Raw genomic sequence first — 19,611 nt, 5'->3', positions numbered from 1 at the left:
TACCGGGTTACCACTGAATCTCAAGCAGGGCAGTGTTCAGGCCAGAACCCACACCCATGCACAGAATACGGTCGCCCTCCGTGTAGGTCGGCGCGCACTCGGCGAGAGTCATCGGCAGAGCCGCCGCAGCCACATTGCCCCACTTCGGGAAGGTCAAGGGGATGCGCTCACGCTCAATACCGACCGCCTCGATAATGGCGTTCGTGTGGGCGTTAGAAATCTGATGGGTCACGTAGGAGGTCATATCGTTCCACTCCCAGCCGTCCTGATGCGCCTGCTCCCACGCCTGCGCCACCAGCTCCAGGCCGTGCTTGAGCAGGCCCTCGGCGTCAGTGTTCATGCCCTGATCCGCCTCGCCACCGATGCACAGGTTACGGTGCTCAGTGCCCGCGCGGGACACCGAACCGACGATGCGGTGGCCCTCCGGGTGGCGGTCAGCGCGACCAATCACAGCCGCCGCCGCACCCGAACCGAGGGTCAGGGTCGCGAACTGAGCCAGCACATCCTCGCGGGTCGAATCGGGGTTGTTCAGGATGCGCACCGCGGTACGGTGCCACGGGGAGGGGTCCTCGCCAGCGACAATCAGGGCGTAGTCGATAGCGCCCGCATCAATCATGGTGGAGGCGACAGTCATCGCGTTCACAAAGCCCAGGCAGGCATTCGTAATATCGAAGTTCAGGGCGTGACGAGGCAAATCCAGGCGGTCATGCACACCCACCGAAACGGCGGGCTCAAAGTTATCGCGAGTCACCGAAGCGTTAATCAGCAGGCCAATCTGGGAACGGTCAATACCCGCCTGCTCGATAGCCTTCTCGGCTGCGGCAACAACGCCGTCCTCGAAGGTATGGCCCTCAGCCCAACCGCGGCGAGTGCTAATACCGGCTAGACGCTCCAGCAGGCCCTTCGGCATGCGCAGACGCTTGTAGGTTTGGGCCAGCTGCTCATCGAAGTAGTCGCTCGTGACGACCTCCGGAGGCAGCTCATGGGTAATAGACAGCAGAGCTGCATTAGCGTGGCGAATGTCAGAGTTCGTGCCGACCTTATCGGCGGATGCATTCATCAATGGTGTGGCCCTTGAAAATAGAGGTCAGTGGGATACATAGAAAAACGCGGGGATGCGAACAGCGGCCCCGCAGAATTCGTGATGCTCATTCCAATCTACCGCACCGACCGGGCGAACCCGTATCCGTAGACCCAATATGAACGCGCCCGTTCACCCCGCGCGTAAGATGATGCACAATGAGGAACTTTGAACCCTCCTCCCCCCGTGCACGTTCACGCCGCCCGCCCGCCGCACCGCGTACACTAGAGGGATGCCGCCACGCACCACAGAACGTGCCCGGCACACACCAGTTCTTCTGCAGAAAGGCCCCTTGTGCACCTGATGTCGCTGACCCTGCGCGGGTTCAAGTCTTTCGCCTCCGCCACCACTTTTGAGTTCACCCCCGGCATTAACGCGGTGGTCGGACCCAACGGCTCCGGCAAGTCCAATGTGCTGGATGCGCTCGCCTGGGTTATGGGCGAGCAGGGCGCTAAGAGCCTGCGCGGAGGCAGCATGAAGGACGTTATCTTCGCGGGCTCCGGCGAGGCTGGTTCGGGCGACGGCGCCCAGCGTGCGCCCCTGGGCCGCGCCAAGGTCACCCTGACTTTCGATAATTCTGACGGCATCCTCAGCATTCCTGCTGATCGGGTGCAGATTTCGCGCACCATGTTCCGTTCCGGCGGCAGCGAGTACGAGATTAACGGCTCCCCGGCGCGCCTTGCCGACATTCAGGACCTGCTCTCGGAGGCGGGTCTGGGTCAGCAGATGCACGTGCTCGTCGGCCAGGGTCAGCTGGATGCGGTCCTGCACGCCACCGCGCAGCAGCGCCGCGACATGATCGAGCAGGCGGCGGGCGTGGTCAAGTACCGCCGCCGCCAGGAGAAGACCAGCCGCAAGCTGGAGTCTGTGGCAACGAACGTTACCCGCCTGAGCGACCTGGTTGCCGAGCTGGATTCGCAGCTGCTGCCGCTGAGCGAGCAGGCAGAATCCGCCGCGACTGCACGCCAGCTGCAGGCGCGCATCCGCCAGCTGGAGGCGGTGCTTTTGATCCGTCAGCTAGGTGTTCTGCAGGCTGAGCAGGCGCAGGCTCTCGCCTCCGAGGCGGAAGGCACCCGCCGCGCCGAAACCCTGAAAGAACAGCTGGAGGCGGCGCGTGCAGCGTCCGCGAAGCATCAGCAGGAGCAGAATCGCCTGAACACCGAGGTCACCGCCTGCCAGAAGGCTGTGTCGACCCTGCGCGAGTCCGCCGCGCGCGTGCGCACCGTGCAGTCCATCGCCGCCGAGCGCGTGCGCACCTACCGTGTGGAGCTGACCGAGGCGACCGCCGCCGCCCGCGCCGGATACGAACGCGCCCTGGAACTGCTGGAGGAACGCCGCGAAGAGGCAGAGCGCGCGGTGGAAAGCTACGCCAGCTTTGAGGAGCGCTACGATGCGGCGCTGAAGAACGTTGAGAAGGCGGCGTCCGAGGTGGCGCAGACTGAGCGCGCCTCGGGTGAGGCGGCGCAGTCTCGTGCCCGCGCGCAGGCCCAGCTGGATGCCGCCCGCACCGCTGCGGTGGAGGCGACCCGCGCCTACGCGGCGGCGGCTGAGCGTGCCGCAACCCTGCGTGAGGCGCTGGGCCAGAGCCTGGGTGAAGCACCCGCCGAACTGGACACTGAATCTGCCGAGGCGGTGTTCGACCCCGAGACCGGCGAGCTCATGGATTCTTCGAGCGAGGGCGCGAGCCTGCTGCGTGTGCTGGATGCCGTGCAGATTGACCCCGAGTACGCGCGTGCGGCGTCTGCTGCGCTGACCTTGCTGGCGACCGCGGCGTTGAGCGTGCCGGTTGAGGGCGCCGAGGTATCGCAGCTGCGCGGTGATAAGGGTGATGAAAGCAGCGAATCTGCCGCGAAGGAACTTTCAACAGAACTGCCTGAAACCACCCTGCCCGAATCCTGTGCCGCCGAGCTGCGCGAGCTGGGTATCCGCCCCGCAACCGAGATGATTGAACCGCTCAGCGAGGACGCCGCCGCGCTCGCCGGCATCGACGAGCACGCCCTGGCGCGCGTCACCGCGGCACTGGGTGAGCGCCTGGCGGGTGTGCTGTTCGCGCCGGATGCCGCCTCCGCAGAGCAAGCCCTGCACCTGCTCGCAGAGAATCCCCTCGCAGGTCAGCGCACTATGTGGCGTATTTTTGACCCCGCAGGCACCGAGCACACCCGCTACAGCCTGCTCTACCCGGCTGAGGGCGCCAGCCCCCTGGAACTTGCCGCCGCATACCGCGCCGCAGCCCAGGTCGTGACCCGCACCCGCGCCGAACTGGACGAAGCCGAACATGCCGTTCAGCAGGCTCAGACCGCGGCAGAATCGGCGGTCGAAGCAGAACGCGAGGCTGCAAAGGCGGCGGGCGTGGCGAGCGCCGAGCATGCCCGCGCCCGCGCCCAGGCGGAGTCCCTGGAAGCCTCCGCGCAGAATATTCAGAATGAGCGCGCCCGCCTGAACGAGCGCCTCACCGCCGCGGAAGAATCCGTAGCCGAAGCACGCACCGCCTACGAATCGGCGCGCACCCGCGAGGATTTCTACCTTGCGGGCACGGGGGAGCAGGCTCCCGCGGCGACAATTGAGCGCCGCGCCCAGCGTCTGGGCGAGGTGCTTGCCGAGCAGGTGAGCGAGCGTGAGCAGCAGCTACACGAGCTGAACACCGCTTTGAAGAACGCCCAGGATGGCCTGACCAGCACCAATGATGAGGTGCAGGATTTGCAGGCGGCGCACGCGGCGGCGCTGACCCTGCTAGCCCGCACCCAGACGGAGGCGGCGCGCGTGCAGGAGCGCGTGCAGGCGCTGGCTGAGCGTGCCCGCCTGGTGACCGGTTTGACCCTGGAGCAGCTGGAGGAGGAGTACTCCGAGCAGCTGCCGGTTGACGTGCCCGCAGAGGAGGCTTCCGAAAACGCCGCTTCCGAGAATACTGCTATCGAAACGGCATCAGAGACTACCGAAGCCTCCACCGAGAGCGTGCGCACTCGCCTCAAGGCAACCCGTGCCGAACTGGAGGCGCTGGGCGCCATTAACCCGCTGGCGCTGGAGGAGTACGAGGCGCTGTCCGAACGCCACGCCTACCTGAACCAGCAGATTGAGGACTTGAAGGCGACCCGCCGCGACCTGAACACGGTCATGGACGAGGTCAGCAGCCACATTGCGGAGGTGTTCACCGCCGCGATGGAGGACATTAACACCCACTACCGCCGTATCTTTGAGACCCTGTTCCCGGGAGGCGAGGGCCACCTGGAGCTGGACGACCCGTCCGATCCGTTGAACTCGGGTGTGGAGATTCACGCGCGCCCGGCGGGTAAGAAGGTTAAGCGCCTGTCGTTGCTGTCCGGCGGTGAGCGTTCGCTCGCTTCGCTGGCGCTGTTGATTGCGATTTATATGTCTCGCCCTTCGCCGTTCTACGCCCTCGATGAGGTTGAGGCGGCGCTGGATGACCGCAACCTCTCGCGCCTGTTGCAGGTGATTGGTGAGTTGGGGGAGCGTTCGCAGCTGATTGTGATTACGCATCAGAAGCGCACGATGCAGATTGCGGAGACCCTGTACGGGGTGTCGATGCGCGGTGGCGTGTCGACGGTGCTTTCTCAGCAGATGGAGGAGTTGCGCGAGCTGCTGTAGCCCGCCGCGCTTGCCAGACCCTGCGGTGCGCCCCTCAACCTGCGCGACCCTGCCTCGCCGCACATTCCCAGCGTTTAAACCTCCCCATGCGAGCCGCCCATACCCGCGGGCGCACCCACCCCGGCGAACGTCACATGTCCTAGGAATGGTCATGTGCACTCCGGGGTACAGGTCACCGCCTGCGCCCGGGTACTATAGGGGGATATGTGCGAACACCGCCCACCTATTCGCGGTTGGCGTGGTGTTTCGCTGTGATCAGGCCTGATGCCCCGCCCTACCCGCGGTGCGCATCCGGCGGCAACCATCCAGGGAAGGAATAGTGATGAGCGAGAACCTGGCAGATGCTTTCCTCAACGGCGAGTCGTTGAAGAATGCCCCCGGTCCCTATTTTGGTGAGTACGGCGGGCGGTGGATGCCCGAGTCGCTGATTGCCGCCATGGATGAGCTGGAGGCAACCTTCAACGAGGCGAAGAACGACCCCGAGTTCATTGCCGAGTTCCAGCGTCTTTCTGCCGAGTATTCGAACCGTCCGTCGCTGCTGACTGAGGTTCCGAAGTTCTCTGAGCATGCTGGTGCGCGTGTGTTCCTCAAGCGTGAGGACCTGAACCACACGGGTAGCCACAAGATTAATAACGTGATTGGTCAGGCTCTGCTGGCTAAGCGTATGGGCAAGACCCGTCTGATTGCTGAGACCGGTGCGGGTCAGCACGGTGTTGCGACTGCGACCGCGGCTGCGCTCTTCGGCATGGAGTGCGTGGTCTACATGGGTGAGGAAGACACTGAGCGTCAGTCGCTGAACGTGGCTCGTATGCAGCTGCTGGGCGCGAAGGTGATTGCGGTTCAGAACGGTTCCCGCACCCTCAAGGACGCCATTAATGAGGCGCTGCGCGACTGGGTTGCGAACGTTGAGAACACCCACTACCTGCTGGGTACCGCTGCGGGTGCGCACCCGTTCCCGGCGATGGTGCGTTTCTTCCACGACGCTATTGGTTCGGAGGCGCGCGAGCAGATTCTGGCTGAGACTGGCCGCCTGCCCGATGGTATTGCCGCCTGTGTGGGTGGCGGTTCGAACGCGATTGGTCTGTTCCACGCGTTCTTGGACGATGCGTCGGTTGAGATTTACGGTTTTGAGGCTGGCGGCGACGGCGTGGAGACCGGCCGTCACGCGGCGACCATTACTCTGGGCCGCCCGGGCATGCTGCACGGCGCGATGACCTACCTGATGCAGGATGAGGACGGCCAGACCATTGAGTCCCACTCGATTTCTGCTGGTCTGGATTACCCGGGTGTGGGTCCTGAGCACTCCTACCTGTCCGATATTGGTCGCGTGACCTATGAGCCGGTGACTGACACCGAGGCGATGGACGCTCTGCGTCTGCTCTGCCGCACCGAGGGCATTATCCCGGCGATTGAGTCCTCGCACGCTCTGGCGGGCGCGTTGCGCGTGTGCCAGCGTTGGGCTGCTGAGGACCCGGAGGCGGCACGCGAGAAGACCATGATTGTGTGCCTGTCGGGCCGCGGTGATAAGGACATGGAGACCGCGCTGAAGTGGTTCGGCCTGGGTAAGGCGATTCCGTCCTCGACCCTGATGACCGGTAATAAGGAAGCTGCCGCATCCGCTGCACAGAACGCACAGGCTGAAAGTGAGGCTAAGTAATGAGCTACCAGGACGCTATTTCTCAGGCGGCACCTTTTACGGTGCTGGATGGTTCTTTCCCCGCTCCGAATGCGCAGTCGCCTCTGGCGGCTCGTCTGGCTGAGTGCGAGAAGCAGGGCCGTGCGGCGCTGATCGGCTACCTGCCGGTGGGCTTCCCGACTCTGGATGAGTCGATTGACGCAGCGATTGCTCTGGGCAATAACGGCGCGGACATTATTGAGCTGGGCGTGCCTTATTCTGATCCGGTCATGGATGGTCCGGTGATTCAGAAGGCTACCGGCGTGGCGTTGGAGAACGGTTTCAAGCTTCCTCAGCTGTTTGAGGCGGTCCGCCGTATTACCGAGGCGACTGACGCAGTGGTTGTCGTGATGACGTACTGGAACCCGGTTCTGGCGTACGGTGTGAAGAATTTTGCGCGTGATTTGGCGGCTACCGGCGGCGCGGGCATGATTACCCCGGACCTGGTGCCTGATGAGGCATCGTCGTGGTTTGAGGCTTCTGACGAGTACGGTCTGGATCGTATTTTCTTGGCTGCTCTGTCTTCGTCGCCGGAGCGTCTGGCGACTATTGCGAAGGCGTCGAGCGGCTTCGTGTACGCTGTGTCGGTGATGGGCGTGACCGGTGCCCGCACCTCCGTGTCGGAGGCGGCTCGCACCCTGGTTGCGGACATTAAGGCTGCCGGTGCGCCTCGTGCGTGCGTGGGTCTGGGTGTTTCGACCCGTGCTCACGTTGAGGAGATTGGCGCTTATGCGGATGGTGTGATTGTCGGTACCGCGCTGGTGAAGGCTTTGGCTTCTGGCGGTGTTGAGGCGGTGGCTAAGCTGACCCGTGAGCTGGCGGGGCGTGAAGGCTAATGTCTGATGTGCTGTCGCTGGCGAGCGTGCCGGTAGCTAACGTGCTGGCTTCGATTCCCTCCCCGAACATTTCGTACCTGCAGCTGGGCCCGTTCCGTGTGCATTTCTATGCCCTGTGTATTCTTGCGGGCATGGCGGTGTGCTTGTGGCTGGGCGCTCGCCGTTGGAAGGCGGCGGGTGGTACCCCTGAACGCGTTTTTGACGTGGCGATGTGGGCTATTCCGGCGGGCATTATTGGTGCCCGCGCCTACCACGTGCTGATTACTGACCCGGGTAGCTATTTCGGTCCGAATGTTGCTGATCCGTGGGCTTTCCTGAAGATTTGGGAGGGCGGTATCGGCATTATGGGTGCCGTGTCGGTTGGTGCGTTGGGCGCCTGGTACGGTTGCCGCCGCTACGGGATGAATTTCCCGGCTTTTGCAGATGCGGTAGCGCCGGGTATTCTGCTGGCTCAGGCGTTTGGCCGCTGGGGTAACTGGTTCAACCAGGAGCTGTTCGGCAAACCGACGACTCTGCCGTGGGGCTTGGAGATTAGCGCGTCGAGCGGTAATTTCCCGTCGCAGTATCCGGCGGGTACGCTGTTCCATCCGACGTTCTTGTACGAGTCGCTGTGGAACCTGCTGGGTGTGGCGTTGCTGCTGTGGCTGGGCCGTAAGGGCGTGCTGAAGCTGGGTCAGACTCTGTGGCTGTACGTGTTCTACTACGGTGTGGGTCGCCTCTTCATTGAGATGTTCTTGCGTATTGATACGTCGGAGATGCTCTGGGGCGTTCGTATTCACGTGTGGACTGCTCTGCTGCTGGTTCTGCTGGGTGCTGCTGGTTTTGTGGTGGCTGGTCGTCGTGCTGCGGCGAAGGCTGCTGCGGGTATTGAGCCGGCTCCTGCGGAGTTCGCTCCGAAGCCTGCCGCAGATGAGTCCGCAGAGGACGCTGGGGAGAAGGCACCCGAGAAGGCAGAGCCCGCCGAGGATTCTGACTCTCCTGAGTCTTCGACGAAGGGCTCCTAGCTTTCGTCTAAATTTCATCTTGGTTGAACCCGCCGTGTGGAGGCGCACTCCGCACGGCGGGTTTGCTGTACCTGTAGCTGTGCCTCACCTGTAGCTGCGCTCACGTACGGGTGCACCGCCTCCTGGCTTGATGCCGTCATCTTTGCGCCACGCCCTGCAGATAGCGGCGAATGTTATGGATTTAGGCGGGAGAGAAGGCATAATGATTAGGTTGTGTCCACTCAACTTCTGGACTTCTTTCAAGCGGCTGATTCATCCTGCGCATTTTGCGTGGTGGGTTTTTTCTGCTGATTTTCCTGTGCGTTGGGTGTTCACGGGCGGCTTCTGCGAGGCTGCCGCATGACCGTATTCACCGACTCAAATCACTCGGGTGCGCACCCGTGCTGACCGGACTAACTCACCCGGTTCAGTTTACGCATCATTTCTTACGCCGTATTCCGGCGGGATGTGCGCGAGGCACCCCTTGTTTTGGCTCAAACACTCTTCCAGAAACACAGGACTTATTGTGAGCTCTTTTTCTTTCCAGGCTGATTCTTCCGAGACTGAGCAGTCTGTTTCTTCTCGCCCCCTGAATTCCGCCCTGTCTCGCCGCCGCCTGGTGGCTGGTGCGGCGTGGGCTGCCCCGGTTGTTGTGGCTTCTTCGGTGATTCCGGCGTATGCGGCTTCTGATGAGGAAGGCGAGTGCACCGGACCTTACGAGGATTCGACGATGGTCACTGCCGGTGACGGCGTGAAGAAGGTTGCCGTGCTGACGGTTCCTGCGGGTGCTAAGCGTATGCGTTTTACCGCTGTGGGCGGTGCTGGCGGCACGAACTACACTGTGGCTGATGCCGGTTCCGGTGCCATGGTGGAGGGTTCTATGGCTGTGCGCGGCGGCCAGACTATTACTTTGACTGCCGGTTCGGGCGGTATCGGTAATGGTGAGCTGAAGCCCGCTGAGGGCGGCGACGGCTACGGTGTGGGCGGCTCCTCGAAGGCTTCTTCGCCGGTTCCCGCGAATGTTGTTTCTGCGATCAATGATTTGACCCGCATTTCTGGCGGTGTGACCAGTCGCGGTGGCATGAGTGCCGTGCTGTATTCGGCGTCCGGCGGTGGTTCGTCCGCTATTGAGGTGGATGGCGTGCCGATGATTGTTGCCGGTGGCGGCGGCGGTGCTGGCGTTCTGGCGTCGTATGCGACGGTTCTGCCGAACCCCGCGAATGCGGGTGCTGTGCGCCCGACCGCGCACTATTCGCTTGATAGCTCCGGTGGCGAGCACCAGTTCAGCACCGGTGGTGGCGCTGGTTCGGGTGACGGCGACGGTTCGCCCGGTTTTGTTGGTTTCACCTCGTATGAGGCGCAGTCTGAGCCGATTCTGACGGTGAACCCGGGTTCGGGTGCTGCCGGTGGTGTGGGCGGTGCTGGCGGTGAGAAGCTGAACCCGCCGACTGCTGATGGTCCGGTGATTGGTTTTTCGAGCACCTCCACCCAGAAGCTGGTGAGCACTGCGACTGCCGGTGCGGCGGGTGCGAGCGGTTTCCGCGCGAAGGGCGCTGATGGTGTGGCGAGCTATTCGTACCAGTGGGATCAGACTCCGGAGGGTGCTGATAACCGCCCGTCGAATGCTGGCGAGCTGTTTAACGGCTACCAGTCGGTGGTTTCTGGAGGCGGTGGCGCCGGTTATGGCGGCGGCGGCTCCGGTGCTGCGTTGAGCGTTTCGGCTCGTGTGGTGTCGCAGAAGTGGAATAACGATTCGGCTCGTGCCCGCTATGCGGTGGGTTCGGTGCAGCTGGCTGGCGGTGGCGCTGGCGGCGGTACGTTCATGGATTCTACGGTGCGCATCATGGATCTGGGGTGGGCGTTGAACGCTCCGAATGGTCCGGGTGAGCGCGGCGCTGGCTATATTGAGGTTGCTTTCTGCTTCTAGGCAGCTAAATCTCATCGGCTAAGAGTTCCTATGTGCCTGTAGGAATCGTATAGGTGTAGATTGAACCCTTTCTTTAGGGTGGTATGCGCCTCAAACTTAATATTTAAATTTTTTCTGAGTGCCTCCCAAACCGCTTTTTTGGGAGGCATTCTCATCTTCTGTGTTGTTTCGTCATAGCGTCATATCAACCTTTGGCGGTTTAGCGCATTGGTCGGAATAGACCTTATCGAAAGATCATCCTTGCTCGTGAGAACGCCTCTATCTAACCCCTCTGTCATATTCGGGGAAGGTCCTTTAGATTGGCGGCTCATCATTTTACGGTGGAAATGTAAAGAAAACGCGCGCTCACCCCGCTAGGTTGCACAGCGCAGATTGCAGATTGCGGCTTGAGCACGGCCACCAATAACTAAGGAGTTTAGGTCATGTGCAAGGAAACCATGAAGGCTGTTGTTGTCCCTGAGAAGGTTGACGGTTCGGTTGTTGTCCGTGAGGTTCCCGTTCCGGCTGTCGGTCACGGCCAGGCGCTCGTGAAGATTGAGTACTCCGGCGTGTGCCACACTGACCTGCACGTGGCTTCCGGTGATTTTGGCGAGGTTCCGGGTCGTATTCTGGGCCACGAGGGCATCGGTCGTGTCGTCAAGGTCGGTGAGGGTGTTGAGTCCCTGAAGGAAGGCGACCGAGTGTCGGTGGCTTGGTTCTTCGAGGGCTGCGGCCACTGTGAGTACTGCACCTCGGGCCGTGAGACCCTGTGCCGTTCGGTGAAGAACGCAGGCTACTCGGTTGATGGCGGCATGAGCGAGTACACCCTGGTGACCGCTGATTACGCCGTGAAGGTTCCCGAGGGCCTTGACCCGGCACAGGCAAGCTCCATTACCTGCGCTGGTGTGACCACCTACAAGGCGATCAAGGAGTCGCTGGTTCGCCCCGGTGAGTGGCTGGTTGCTTACGGTGCTGGTGGTCTGGGTAACCTGGCTGTTCAGTACGCTAAGAAGGTTTTTGGCGCCAAGGTTATCGCTGTTGACATTAACGACGACAAGCTGGCTCTGGCTCGTGAGACCGGCGCTGACCACGTCATCAACGGTCGTGAGGTTGAGGACGTTCCGGCTCTTATTCGCGAGCTGACCGGCGGTGGCGCTCACGCTGCTGTGGTGACCGCGGTATCGAAGGTTGCATTCAACCAGGCTGTTGAGTCGGTTCGTGCGGGCGGTTCCGTGGTGGCTGTTGGTCTGCCCTCGGAGATGATGGAGCTGTCCATTGTGAAGATTATTCTGGATGGCATCCGCGTGGTGGGCTCCCTGGTGGGCACCCGTCAGGATCTGGCGGAGGCGTTCCAGTTCGGTGCTGACGGTATCGTGGTTCCGGTGGTTCAGCTTCGTGAGGTTGACGAGGCACCGGCTGTCTTCGAGGAAATGGCGGCAGGTAAGATTACCGGCCGTATGGTTCTGGACTTCGCCAGCCTCTAAGCTGGCGGATGATTCGAGGCCCCCGGTAGGGCTTCAAGATCTCACTCGGCTGGGGTCCTGCCGGTAGTTTCGATGGTTATAACGCCTAGGGCGCATCCCATGTGGTGGGGGGGAGTAGGGGTACTCTTTCTGCTGTGCATACGACGCGGGGGTGCGTCCTAGTGTTTTTAACTAGCGTTTCTAACTAGATGTTTAGTGCCGGGTTTTTGAGAGCCGTTATCGTAAAGATCTGAAAATCTCTGTGAGTGTGACACACCTAAACGTAATAAATCTAGGAATTTATTTTTGAAATATCCAAGGAAATATCTCAAAATTCCCACCAAATTAGTTCAATAGATCCACCTTATTTGACTCTATAGACCTTAAAATGCATACTTACATTGTAAACATTCAACTAATAGTTGAAGCATAATATTTTCCGAAGAGATAGTTTCGAACGTCCCTGCACATACCCTTGATGTATCGGGATGTAACGTGTGAAGGTTTAGGCCCTCCTAGATGTCGATTCCTTCTCCCGGAACGTTATACCCGGATGAATTTCAGCATCTTCGTACCGTGCTGTTATTCACCGTTGAGTCCTTACTTCCGGTCAGGCGCCCCTCTAGACACCTTCGGAAGAGGTCTCACTAATCCGAAATTCTTGGACGATTCCGCACTAACGCTTCGCGGCGGCGCACCGCCTCGACATAAATTTACCTGCCTGCACGGGTAACATAGCCGGGTTCTCTACTCACTCGGTAGCCCACCCGCTACAGAGCACATCTTGATTTTTGTGTTGTTCAAAAGATACGACCTGTAGCGAAAGAAAGAGGGGCACCTCTGCCAGGTGCCCCTCGTTTTTATATGCGTTTATATGCGCGTTTTATCGTTAATTAGATTACACGCCGTTTAGTAGCTGCCGCGCTGTTTAGTAGATTCCACGCTGCGCGGTCCAGCGGATCGTGCCGCGCTCAAAGTCCATGTAGTACACGCCGTTCACATAGGACTCGTCGCCGCGTGCCGCACCGTAACGGGCGGTGTTCTGCGCCCAGTGCTTGAAGATCGAGTCGTTAGCGTTCGTCTCATAGGCGCCGTACGCATCCGACCAGAGCAGTACCTTGCCCGAGGCGAACTGAACCTGAGCACCCATGGAGGTGCTAGTCTCGTCGGTCACCGGAGCACCCCAGGTGCCGCGGTGCTGCATGAAACGGTGGTAGAACGCGCCACCGGTGTGCAGGCGGTGGGCGCCGGTCTGCGCGGACCACACGTAGGTGGTGCTACCCGAGAACTCCTGCTTGATGATGCCGTTACCCAGGTTCTGCTCATCGGTTGTGGGAGCGCCCTTCATACCCGCCTTGCGCCAGGCTGCGTAGAATGCGCCGCGCTCGTTGATAATGTGGGTGCCGGTAGCGGCAGATCAGTAGGCACCCTCACCGTTAGCGAAGGACACCGCCATAGTGTCGGAGCGGGACTCCTCATTGGTGGCAAGGCCGCGGAAACGAGCCACATCCGAGCGGAACTTCTGATCCAGGGCACCGTTGGTGACCAGCCAGCGCGAACCGTGCGAGTTCGTCCAGTAGATGGTCTTGTTGTTGGTGAACTTCTGGGCGTACACGCCGTTGCCCCAGGGAGTACTCGGTGCCAATCGGGTTGCCGTAGAAGGCGCGGTTCTTATTCCAGAAGTTGCCAATGCCGGTGCGAATATCAATGGAGCCGGTCGCGGTGGTCACCAGGTTAGGATCCTGAGCGGCGCGGTCTTCTAACGCACGCTCCTCAACTACGCGGTCCTGACCGTTCGCCCAGTTGCGGTGCACTGCGTTGGGATTCTTTGCCAGAACCTTCAGATCGTTCACGGTGCCGGGGAAGAAATTCGAGTCACCCACGAACGGGCCGGAGTCGGTGAACTGCCAAATGTCGTAGCCGCTCCAACCCGCCGGAATTGCACCGACCACGGTCGAGTAGCTTGCCAGGTGCAGCGGCAGAGTGCCGAACTGCGGCGAGCCGTTGTACTGCTGAGCGAAGTAGGGGTTGGTGTAGTAGGTGCCCTCGGTTGCCTTCACGTAGGCGAAGCGGGAACCTGCGGCGTAGGCACTCACCCAGTCAACGTTCTGCTGGTGCGAGGAGACATCCATACCGAGGGTGCCGCCGGAGGGAGTCCAGGAGGAGCGGCCCTGCGCCAGTGCTTGACCGGATGCCAGACCCTGACCAGCCGCCAGACCCTGTGCCGAGCTTTGGGTTGCGGAAATACCGCTCAGAGTTGCGGTAGAAGCGGGGGAGGTGGCACCGGTTCGTGCGTTCGCGGTGCCCAGTTGTTCGCGCTCGCCCGCACCCATGGCGGGGTTGGAACGTTCGACCAGGGACGCATCCGGAGCGGGAGCGTAGCTGAGCTCCTCGTAGGATGCGTTGGGGTTGGTTGACCTCTGCGGCTGCGCTCGCGGTGGGAGCGGCAAATGCAGCGGGAACGGAGGTGAGGGACGCGGCGACCAGGGTGACTGCGGACGCCATGATGGAGCGGGCTGCCGCGGAGCGCGCGGCAGTCTGGAGTTTCTTTATTGATTTTTGCCTGTGTTTGAGAGGTGGATGTGTCGATGCGGCCCTGTGTGGGGGCTTCTGGCACGAGTGAATATGTGGGGTAGTTGAAGTGATGTGTGTCGGTTGCCGGGTATGTCAAGCGGCTGACACAGCTATCAGCCTACGGTACCTGCACCGCTGTGCGCAATGCTTTGGGGCGTCATCCTGGCGGCATCATTTTCACGGAGTGCACAGTAATTTGGGGTCTTTGGGGGACCTGTTTGGTTTTGCGGCTTGTCGGTGCATTTATGGGCTCAATTTTTTGCAAAAAATTTTAGGTGCGCGACACGCCGGGGCATTGTGAATTTCACTCTGTGGACTGCTCTGTCGGAGGCTACGCTGCCGGGGCTTTGGCTTGCGGACATAAGGAAAGGGGTGGGCCGCACACACAAAGACCCACCCCTCATGTTCCGGGTACTGTATTTGGCGCGGCCTCGCACCGGCACCCGGAGTTGCATGGTCGATGCAGGAGAGATGAAGAGTCATCGACCACGTATATGGTGCCTGTTGGCACGTTTATCTCGGCTCTTCCCGCCCGCTCTTTCAGGTTCTGATGTCCGGCTGAAAGAGACGGGTGGGAAGAGGTGAAAGCTTGTGTTTCCCGAAGGACTTAGAGGAACTTGGCGATGTCCTCGACCAGCGGCTTGAGGGTCTCGCGATCGATGTACTCAGCCTTACCGGTCTTGTAGCATTCGAGCATCTGCTGAATACCCTCGTTCGGGTGCGGGTTCGCCATGAGCCATGCGCGCACCGGGCCCTTCAGGGCAGTCTTGTGAGCCAGCGAAATCTTGTCGAAGTCGATGCCGCCACGCAGGTGGTAGACGGGGCGACCTTCGGTCAGTTCGGGGGTGTAGCTCTTGGCGACAGCCTTGTCCAGCAGCTTCTTGGAGTATTCACCGGTGAAGGAGACGGTGAAGAACGCGGTGCGGTTCTTCTTGGGCGCAATAATCGGCAGGATCTTCTTGCGAAGTGCCGGTGCACCGTTGAGGAATCCACCGTAGTCGCTGCCGGCAATGACGAAAGCGTCGAATGCCTCAGCCTGCTCGGGGGTGACCTTGGAGGCGGGGACAGTCTCAACCTCGGGGGCCTGCGGGAGTGCACGCAGATCTTCTGCCAGCCAGGTGGCGTACTGTTCGGTGTAGCCGTAGGTGGAGCCGAAGATAATCAGCACGCGAGTAGTCATCTGTGAACCTTCCAGATATATTTCGCATTTCAAATACTAATTATGGGTTCCAATATAGGCTAGGCGCGCGAAAATGTGAAATCGCCCAGCTTTTGGATGCCCTATCTATCTTCTCATAGCCCACTCTGAGTGTCTCTATGTTTTTGAAATATGCTCGAACGTTCTCGAGTGCGACTAAATATTGTGCAGTGCTGGCTATCTATGGGTAAAAAGTACCCTAATTTACTTTCTGGGAGAGGCGGAGGTGGTGGGGGTGAAAACCGGCTTTCTGTGGTGTGTTCGATGGAGGGGGGTGACATTCAAAATGCGACGTGAAACACAATTTCTTCGGTGGAAAGAGTTGGGAGAAACATACCCAAGAGGGCGCAAAACCCCTATAATTGAGAAAGAGTCCCACGCATCCGGCATGTGGTTACCTGTTAGAACGCGTGGGAATAATTGGGAATTTGACGTTAGTCTTCCCCGGAAAATCAGTGTGAGCCCTCAGGGGCCACATGAAACAACACACAAAGGTTAGGTACATGAGGCGCGCAAAAATCGTTGCAACCATCGGTCCGGCAATCGAGTCCCCCGAGAAGATCTCCGAGGCAATCAAGGCTGGCCTGAACGTCGCCCGTCTGAACATGAGCCACGGTGACCACGCCGAGCACCAGGCACGCTACGACACCATCCGTGACCAGTCTGCAAAGCTCGGTAAGGACGTTGCTATCCTCGCCGACCTGCAGGGCCCCAAGATTCGCCTCGAGCGTTTCGCAAACGGCAAGGAATACCTTGAGCCCGGCGCAGACTTCACCATCACCTCCGAAGACATTGAAGGTACCGCAGAAATCTGTGGCACCACCTACAAGGGCCTGCCCGGCGACGTAAAGCTCGGCGACAAGCTCCTGCTCGACGATGGCAAGATCCGCCTCGAAGCTATTGAGGTAACTCCCACCCGCGTTCGCACCCGCGTCATCGTGGGCGGCCCCATCTCCAACAACAAGGGCATCAACCTGCCCGGCGCTGCGGTCTCTCTGCCCGCACTGACCGAGAAGGACGCAAACGACCTGCGCTTCGCACTGAAGATGGGTGCAGACATCATTGCACTCTCCTTCGTCCGTACCGGTGCAGACGTTGAGCCCGTCCACAAGATCATGGACGAAGAGGGTATCCGCGTACCCGTCATCGCCAAGATTGAGAAGCCCCAGGCAGTTGAGAACCTGCAAGACATCATCGACAAGTTCGACGGCATCATGGTCGCTCGTGGTGACCTCGGTGTTGAGCTACCCTTCTCCGAGGTTCCCCTCGTTCAGAAGAAGGCAATCGACATGGCACGCCGTTGGGCAAAGCCCGTCATCGTGGCAACCCAGGTGCTCGAGTCCATGACCGACAACCCCGTCCCCACCCGTGCAGAGGTTTCTGACTGCGCTAACGCAATCCTCGACGGTGCAGACGCAGTAATGCTCTCCGGTGAGACCTCTGTCGGTAAGTACCCGATTCTGACCCTGCAGGCTATGGCCGAGATCGTCAAGGACACCGAAAAGGGCGGCCTGTACCGCGTGCCCGAGCTGGACCGCAAGCCCCGCACCCGCGGTGGTGCAATTACCCGCGCAGCAGTGAACATCGCTGACCAGCTGGACGCAAAGCTCATCGTTACTTTCACCCAGTCCGGTGACTCTGCACGTCGTCTGGCACGTCTGCGCCCCGAGACCCCGATTGTCGCGTTCACCACCAGCCCGAAGGTTCGCTCCTTCCTGTCCATGCTGTGGGGCGTTGACGCTGAGCAGGTTGAGATGATCACCGATCAGGAAGGTCTGTTCCAGTTCGTGGACGAGTACCTGCTGAAGAACGGTCTGGCAGAAGCTGGCGACCTGGTCGTCGTTGCTGCCGGCGCTCCCGCAGGCCGCGCAGGTACCACCAACATGGTCCAGGTACACCGCGTCTACGGTGCTGAGGGCGAGCGTGAGACTCTGCGTCCTTACGAGGAGAACGAGGTCAAGCGCTAAGCCGCTCACCAATCTTTTTCGATGCGTAGCTGAGGGTAATCCTCAGCCTGTACGCTAGGTATATAGAACCGCCGCCCGGTCGTGAATTCTCACGGCCGGGCGGCGGTTTTGTGTGTTGGTGTAGTTGTCCCATCTGATGCGCGGGTGGGGTACAGGGGTACAGAAGCGGATACAGAAAAGCGGCGGGAAAGTTTGAAACTTTCCCGCCGCTTTTGCGTTGGTGCCCGAGGTGGGACTCGAACCCACACTCCGAAGAACCTGATTTTGAGTCAGGCGCGTCTGCCAATTCCGCCACTCGGGCGTATCACGCATTCGTGCGTAACACCTTTAGAATTCTAACCCAGGCTGTCTAGAAAATCTAATCTATCTGACGTGTTGAGCAGGCTGAGGCGGGGTGCGGAACATCTGCTGAGGGTTTCTGTTGCGCCTCTATGAGGGGGTAAGTCTGGCACCTGCCGCGCATTTGCTGAGGGGTGTGGGAGGGACGTTGAGTGTAAATCCTGAGCTCAGGGTGAACCGGCACCATTTATCCACAGATGGAGGCGGGGGAGAAAGCGCGCATCCTGTATCCTTAAAGACTGACTAACCATCCCCGTTCGCCTTCGCGGCTGGGGGCCACCTCAACGTTAAGAAAGTGATCACGGCTCGTGTTCAATTCTCTCTCCGACCGCTTGACGGCAACTTTTAAGAACCTGCGCGGCAAGGGCCGCCTCTCCGAGGCAGACATTGATGCAACCGTCCGCGAAATCCGCCGCGCCCTGCTCGACGCTGACGTCGCCGTCCCCGTGGTCCGCGAATTTACCGCCCACGTGAAGGAACGCGCTCTTGGTGCGGAAGTTTCCGAGGCGCTGAACCCCTCCCAGCAGATCGTCAAGATCGTGAACGAGGAGCTGGTGAGCATCCTCGGCGGTTCGACCCGCCGCATCAACATGGCGAAGAGCGGCCCGACCATCATCATGCTGGCGGGTCTGCAGGGTGCCGGTAAGACCACCCTGGCGGGCAAGCTGGCTCACTGGCTGAAGGGCCAGGGGCACACCCCGATGCTGATTGCATCCGACCTGCAGCGCCCCAACGCGGTGACCCAGCTGAAGGTCGTCGGTGAGCGTGCGGGCGTGCCCGTGTACGCGCCGCACCCCGGTGTGACCAGCGAGTTTGACGTCCCCACCGGCGATCCCGTGCAGGTGGCACGTGACGGTGTGGCTGAGGCTCGCGCTAAGCTACACGACGTAGTGATTGTCGATACCGCGGGTCGTCTGGGTGTTGACGCTGAGCTCATGCAGCAGGCACGCAATATTCGTGACGCCATTGAGCCGCACGAAGTTCTGTTCGTCATTGATGCGATGATTGGTCAGGACGCCGTGAACACCGCTAACGCATTCAACGAGGGTGTGGACTTCACCGGTGTGGTCCTGTCTAAGCTTGATGGTGATGCCCGCGGTGGTGCGGCTCTGTCGGTGGCTTCGGTGACCGGCAAGCCGATTATGTTTGCGTCCACCGGTGAGAACGTCACTGACTTTGAGCAGTTCCACCCGGACCGTATGGCAAGCCGCATCCTGGATATGGGTGACATCCTGACTCTGATTGAGCAGGCTGAGGCTCAGTGGGATAAGGCTGAAGCCGACCGCATGGCGAAGAAATTCATCGATCAGGAAGACTTCACTTTTGAGGACTTCCTGGCTCAGATGCAGCAGATTCGTAAGCTTGGTTCCATGAAGAAGCTGCTCATGATGATGCCCGGTGCGGCTCAGATGCGTCAGCAGCTTGAGGCTTTTGACGAGCGCGAGATTGACCGCGTAGAGGCAATTGTTCGCTCCATGACCCCGCACGAGCGTGTGGCTCCGCGCATCATTAACGGTTCTCGCCGTGCCCGTATCGCTAAGGGTGCTGGTGTGACCGTGTCTGAGGTGAACCAGCTGATGGAGCGTTTCGCTCAGGCTCAGAAGATGATGAAGAAGCTCGCTTCGGGCAAGATGCCCGGCATGCCCGGCGGTATGCAGATGCCCGGTATGGCGGCTGCGGCGGGTGGCGCTCGTAAGAACGCGAAAAGCAACAAGAAGAAGAAGGCTCGCTCCGGCAACCCGCAGAAGCGTGCGGCGCAGGAGGCGGCAGCAGCTAAGGCGCAGCAGGCTCGCGCCGGTGCTGCATTCGGTCAGCAGGCTCAGAACCAGGAGATGGATCTGTCCAGCATGAACCTGCCGAAGGGCTTCGAGAAGTTCCTGCAGTAAGAGCAAATATGAGCCCCGTAAGGGGTGGTACGGGTGCGCACGTGGTGACGGGGCGCACCCGTACCGGTATGGTGCCCGGTTTGGGTGCATGAATGGGTGT

Annotated in this window: 12 protein-coding genes and 1 tRNA gene; 8 read left to right on the top strand and 5 right to left on the bottom strand. The window is 60.4% G+C overall.

Going from position 1 to position 19,611, the window contains the following annotated elements:
• Positions 1-7: 7 nt before the first annotated feature.
• Positions 8-1,060 (bottom strand): 3-oxoacyl-ACP synthase III, encoded by a 1,053-nt coding sequence (locus tag HMPREF2927_RS06565; RefSeq protein ID WP_070686577.1) that lies wholly within the window; start codon positions 1,058-1,060, stop codon positions 8-10.
• A 324-nt stretch (positions 1,061-1,384) separates the two neighbouring features.
• Here HMPREF2927_RS06565 and HMPREF2927_RS06560 point away from each other — a divergent pair, with 324 nt between their 5' ends.
• From HMPREF2927_RS06560 to adhP, 6 genes are all read left to right on the top strand, one after another.
• Complete coding sequence (locus HMPREF2927_RS06560; RefSeq protein ID WP_083311221.1) at positions 1,385-4,684, top strand: chromosome segregation SMC family protein; 3,300 nt, start codon at positions 1,385-1,387, stop codon at positions 4,682-4,684.
• Positions 4,685-5,006: 322 nt separating this feature from the next.
• Positions 5,007-6,341, top strand: a complete 1,335-nt coding sequence (gene trpB / locus HMPREF2927_RS06555) for a tryptophan synthase subunit beta (RefSeq protein WP_049337950.1) — start codon at positions 5,007-5,009, stop codon at positions 6,339-6,341.
• Entirely contained in the window at positions 6,341-7,195 is an 855-nt protein-coding gene (gene trpA / locus HMPREF2927_RS06550; RefSeq protein ID WP_070686573.1) for a tryptophan synthase subunit alpha, read from the top strand. The genes trpB and trpA overlap by 1 nt, the downstream gene beginning before the upstream one ends.
• On the top strand, positions 7,195-8,199 hold the full coding sequence (lgt, locus tag HMPREF2927_RS06545) for a prolipoprotein diacylglyceryl transferase (RefSeq protein ID WP_070686570.1): 1,005 nt from the start codon (positions 7,195-7,197) through the stop codon (positions 8,197-8,199). The genes trpA and lgt overlap by 1 nt, the downstream gene beginning before the upstream one ends.
• Before the next feature lie 505 nt (positions 8,200-8,704).
• Positions 8,705-10,105 carry a phosphoenolpyruvate synthase gene (locus tag HMPREF2927_RS06540; protein WP_070686568.1) on the top strand — a complete coding sequence of 467 codons (1,401 nt, stop codon included), beginning with the start codon at positions 8,705-8,707 and terminating at the stop codon, positions 10,103-10,105.
• Between the two features lie 422 nt (positions 10,106-10,527).
• Positions 10,528-11,568: an alcohol dehydrogenase AdhP gene (gene adhP / locus HMPREF2927_RS06535; protein WP_083311214.1), complete on the top strand. Its 1,041-nt coding sequence runs from the start codon at positions 10,528-10,530 to the stop codon at positions 11,566-11,568.
• Between the two features lie 907 nt (positions 11,569-12,475).
• Here adhP and HMPREF2927_RS09290 read toward each other — a convergent pair.
• From HMPREF2927_RS09290 to HMPREF2927_RS06525, 3 genes are all read right to left on the bottom strand, one after another.
• Positions 12,476-12,895 carry an LGFP repeat-containing protein gene (locus tag HMPREF2927_RS09290; RefSeq protein WP_233992324.1) on the bottom strand — a complete coding sequence of 140 codons (420 nt, stop codon included), beginning with the start codon at positions 12,893-12,895 and terminating at the stop codon, positions 12,476-12,478.
• A gap of 127 nt (positions 12,896-13,022) precedes the next feature.
• Complete coding sequence (locus HMPREF2927_RS09285) at positions 13,023-13,997, bottom strand: GH25 family lysozyme (RefSeq protein WP_246827377.1); 975 nt, start codon at positions 13,995-13,997, stop codon at positions 13,023-13,025.
• A gap of 731 nt (positions 13,998-14,728) precedes the next feature.
• The gene (locus HMPREF2927_RS06525; protein WP_049327782.1) at positions 14,729-15,301 is read right to left on the bottom strand and encodes a flavodoxin domain-containing protein; all 573 of its coding nucleotides are present in this window, start codon (positions 15,299-15,301) and stop codon (positions 14,729-14,731) included.
• 521 nt (positions 15,302-15,822) lie between these two features.
• Here HMPREF2927_RS06525 and pyk point away from each other — a divergent pair.
• Positions 15,823-17,286, top strand: coding sequence for a pyruvate kinase (pyk, locus tag HMPREF2927_RS06520; RefSeq protein ID WP_070686566.1), 1,464 nt, complete (start codon positions 15,823-15,825; stop codon positions 17,284-17,286).
• A gap of 218 nt (positions 17,287-17,504) precedes the next feature.
• On the opposite strand, the gene HMPREF2927_RS06515 is transcribed toward pyk, so the two are convergent.
• Positions 17,505-17,587: transfer RNA gene (locus HMPREF2927_RS06515), tRNA-Leu, on the bottom strand.
• A gap of 346 nt (positions 17,588-17,933) precedes the next feature.
• On the opposite strand from HMPREF2927_RS06515, the gene ffh reads away from it, so the two are divergent.
• Entirely contained in the window at positions 17,934-19,511 is a 1,578-nt protein-coding gene (gene ffh, locus HMPREF2927_RS06510; protein WP_070634727.1) for a signal recognition particle protein, read from the top strand.
• The last annotated feature ends 100 nt before the right edge of the window (positions 19,512-19,611 follow it).

It is taken from the genome of Rothia sp. HMSC061E04, assembly GCF_001813685.1.
Classification (GTDB): Bacteria; Actinomycetota; Actinomycetes; order Actinomycetales; family Micrococcaceae; genus Rothia; species Rothia mucilaginosa.
This window is presented reverse-complemented; position numbering and strand designations above follow the sequence as displayed.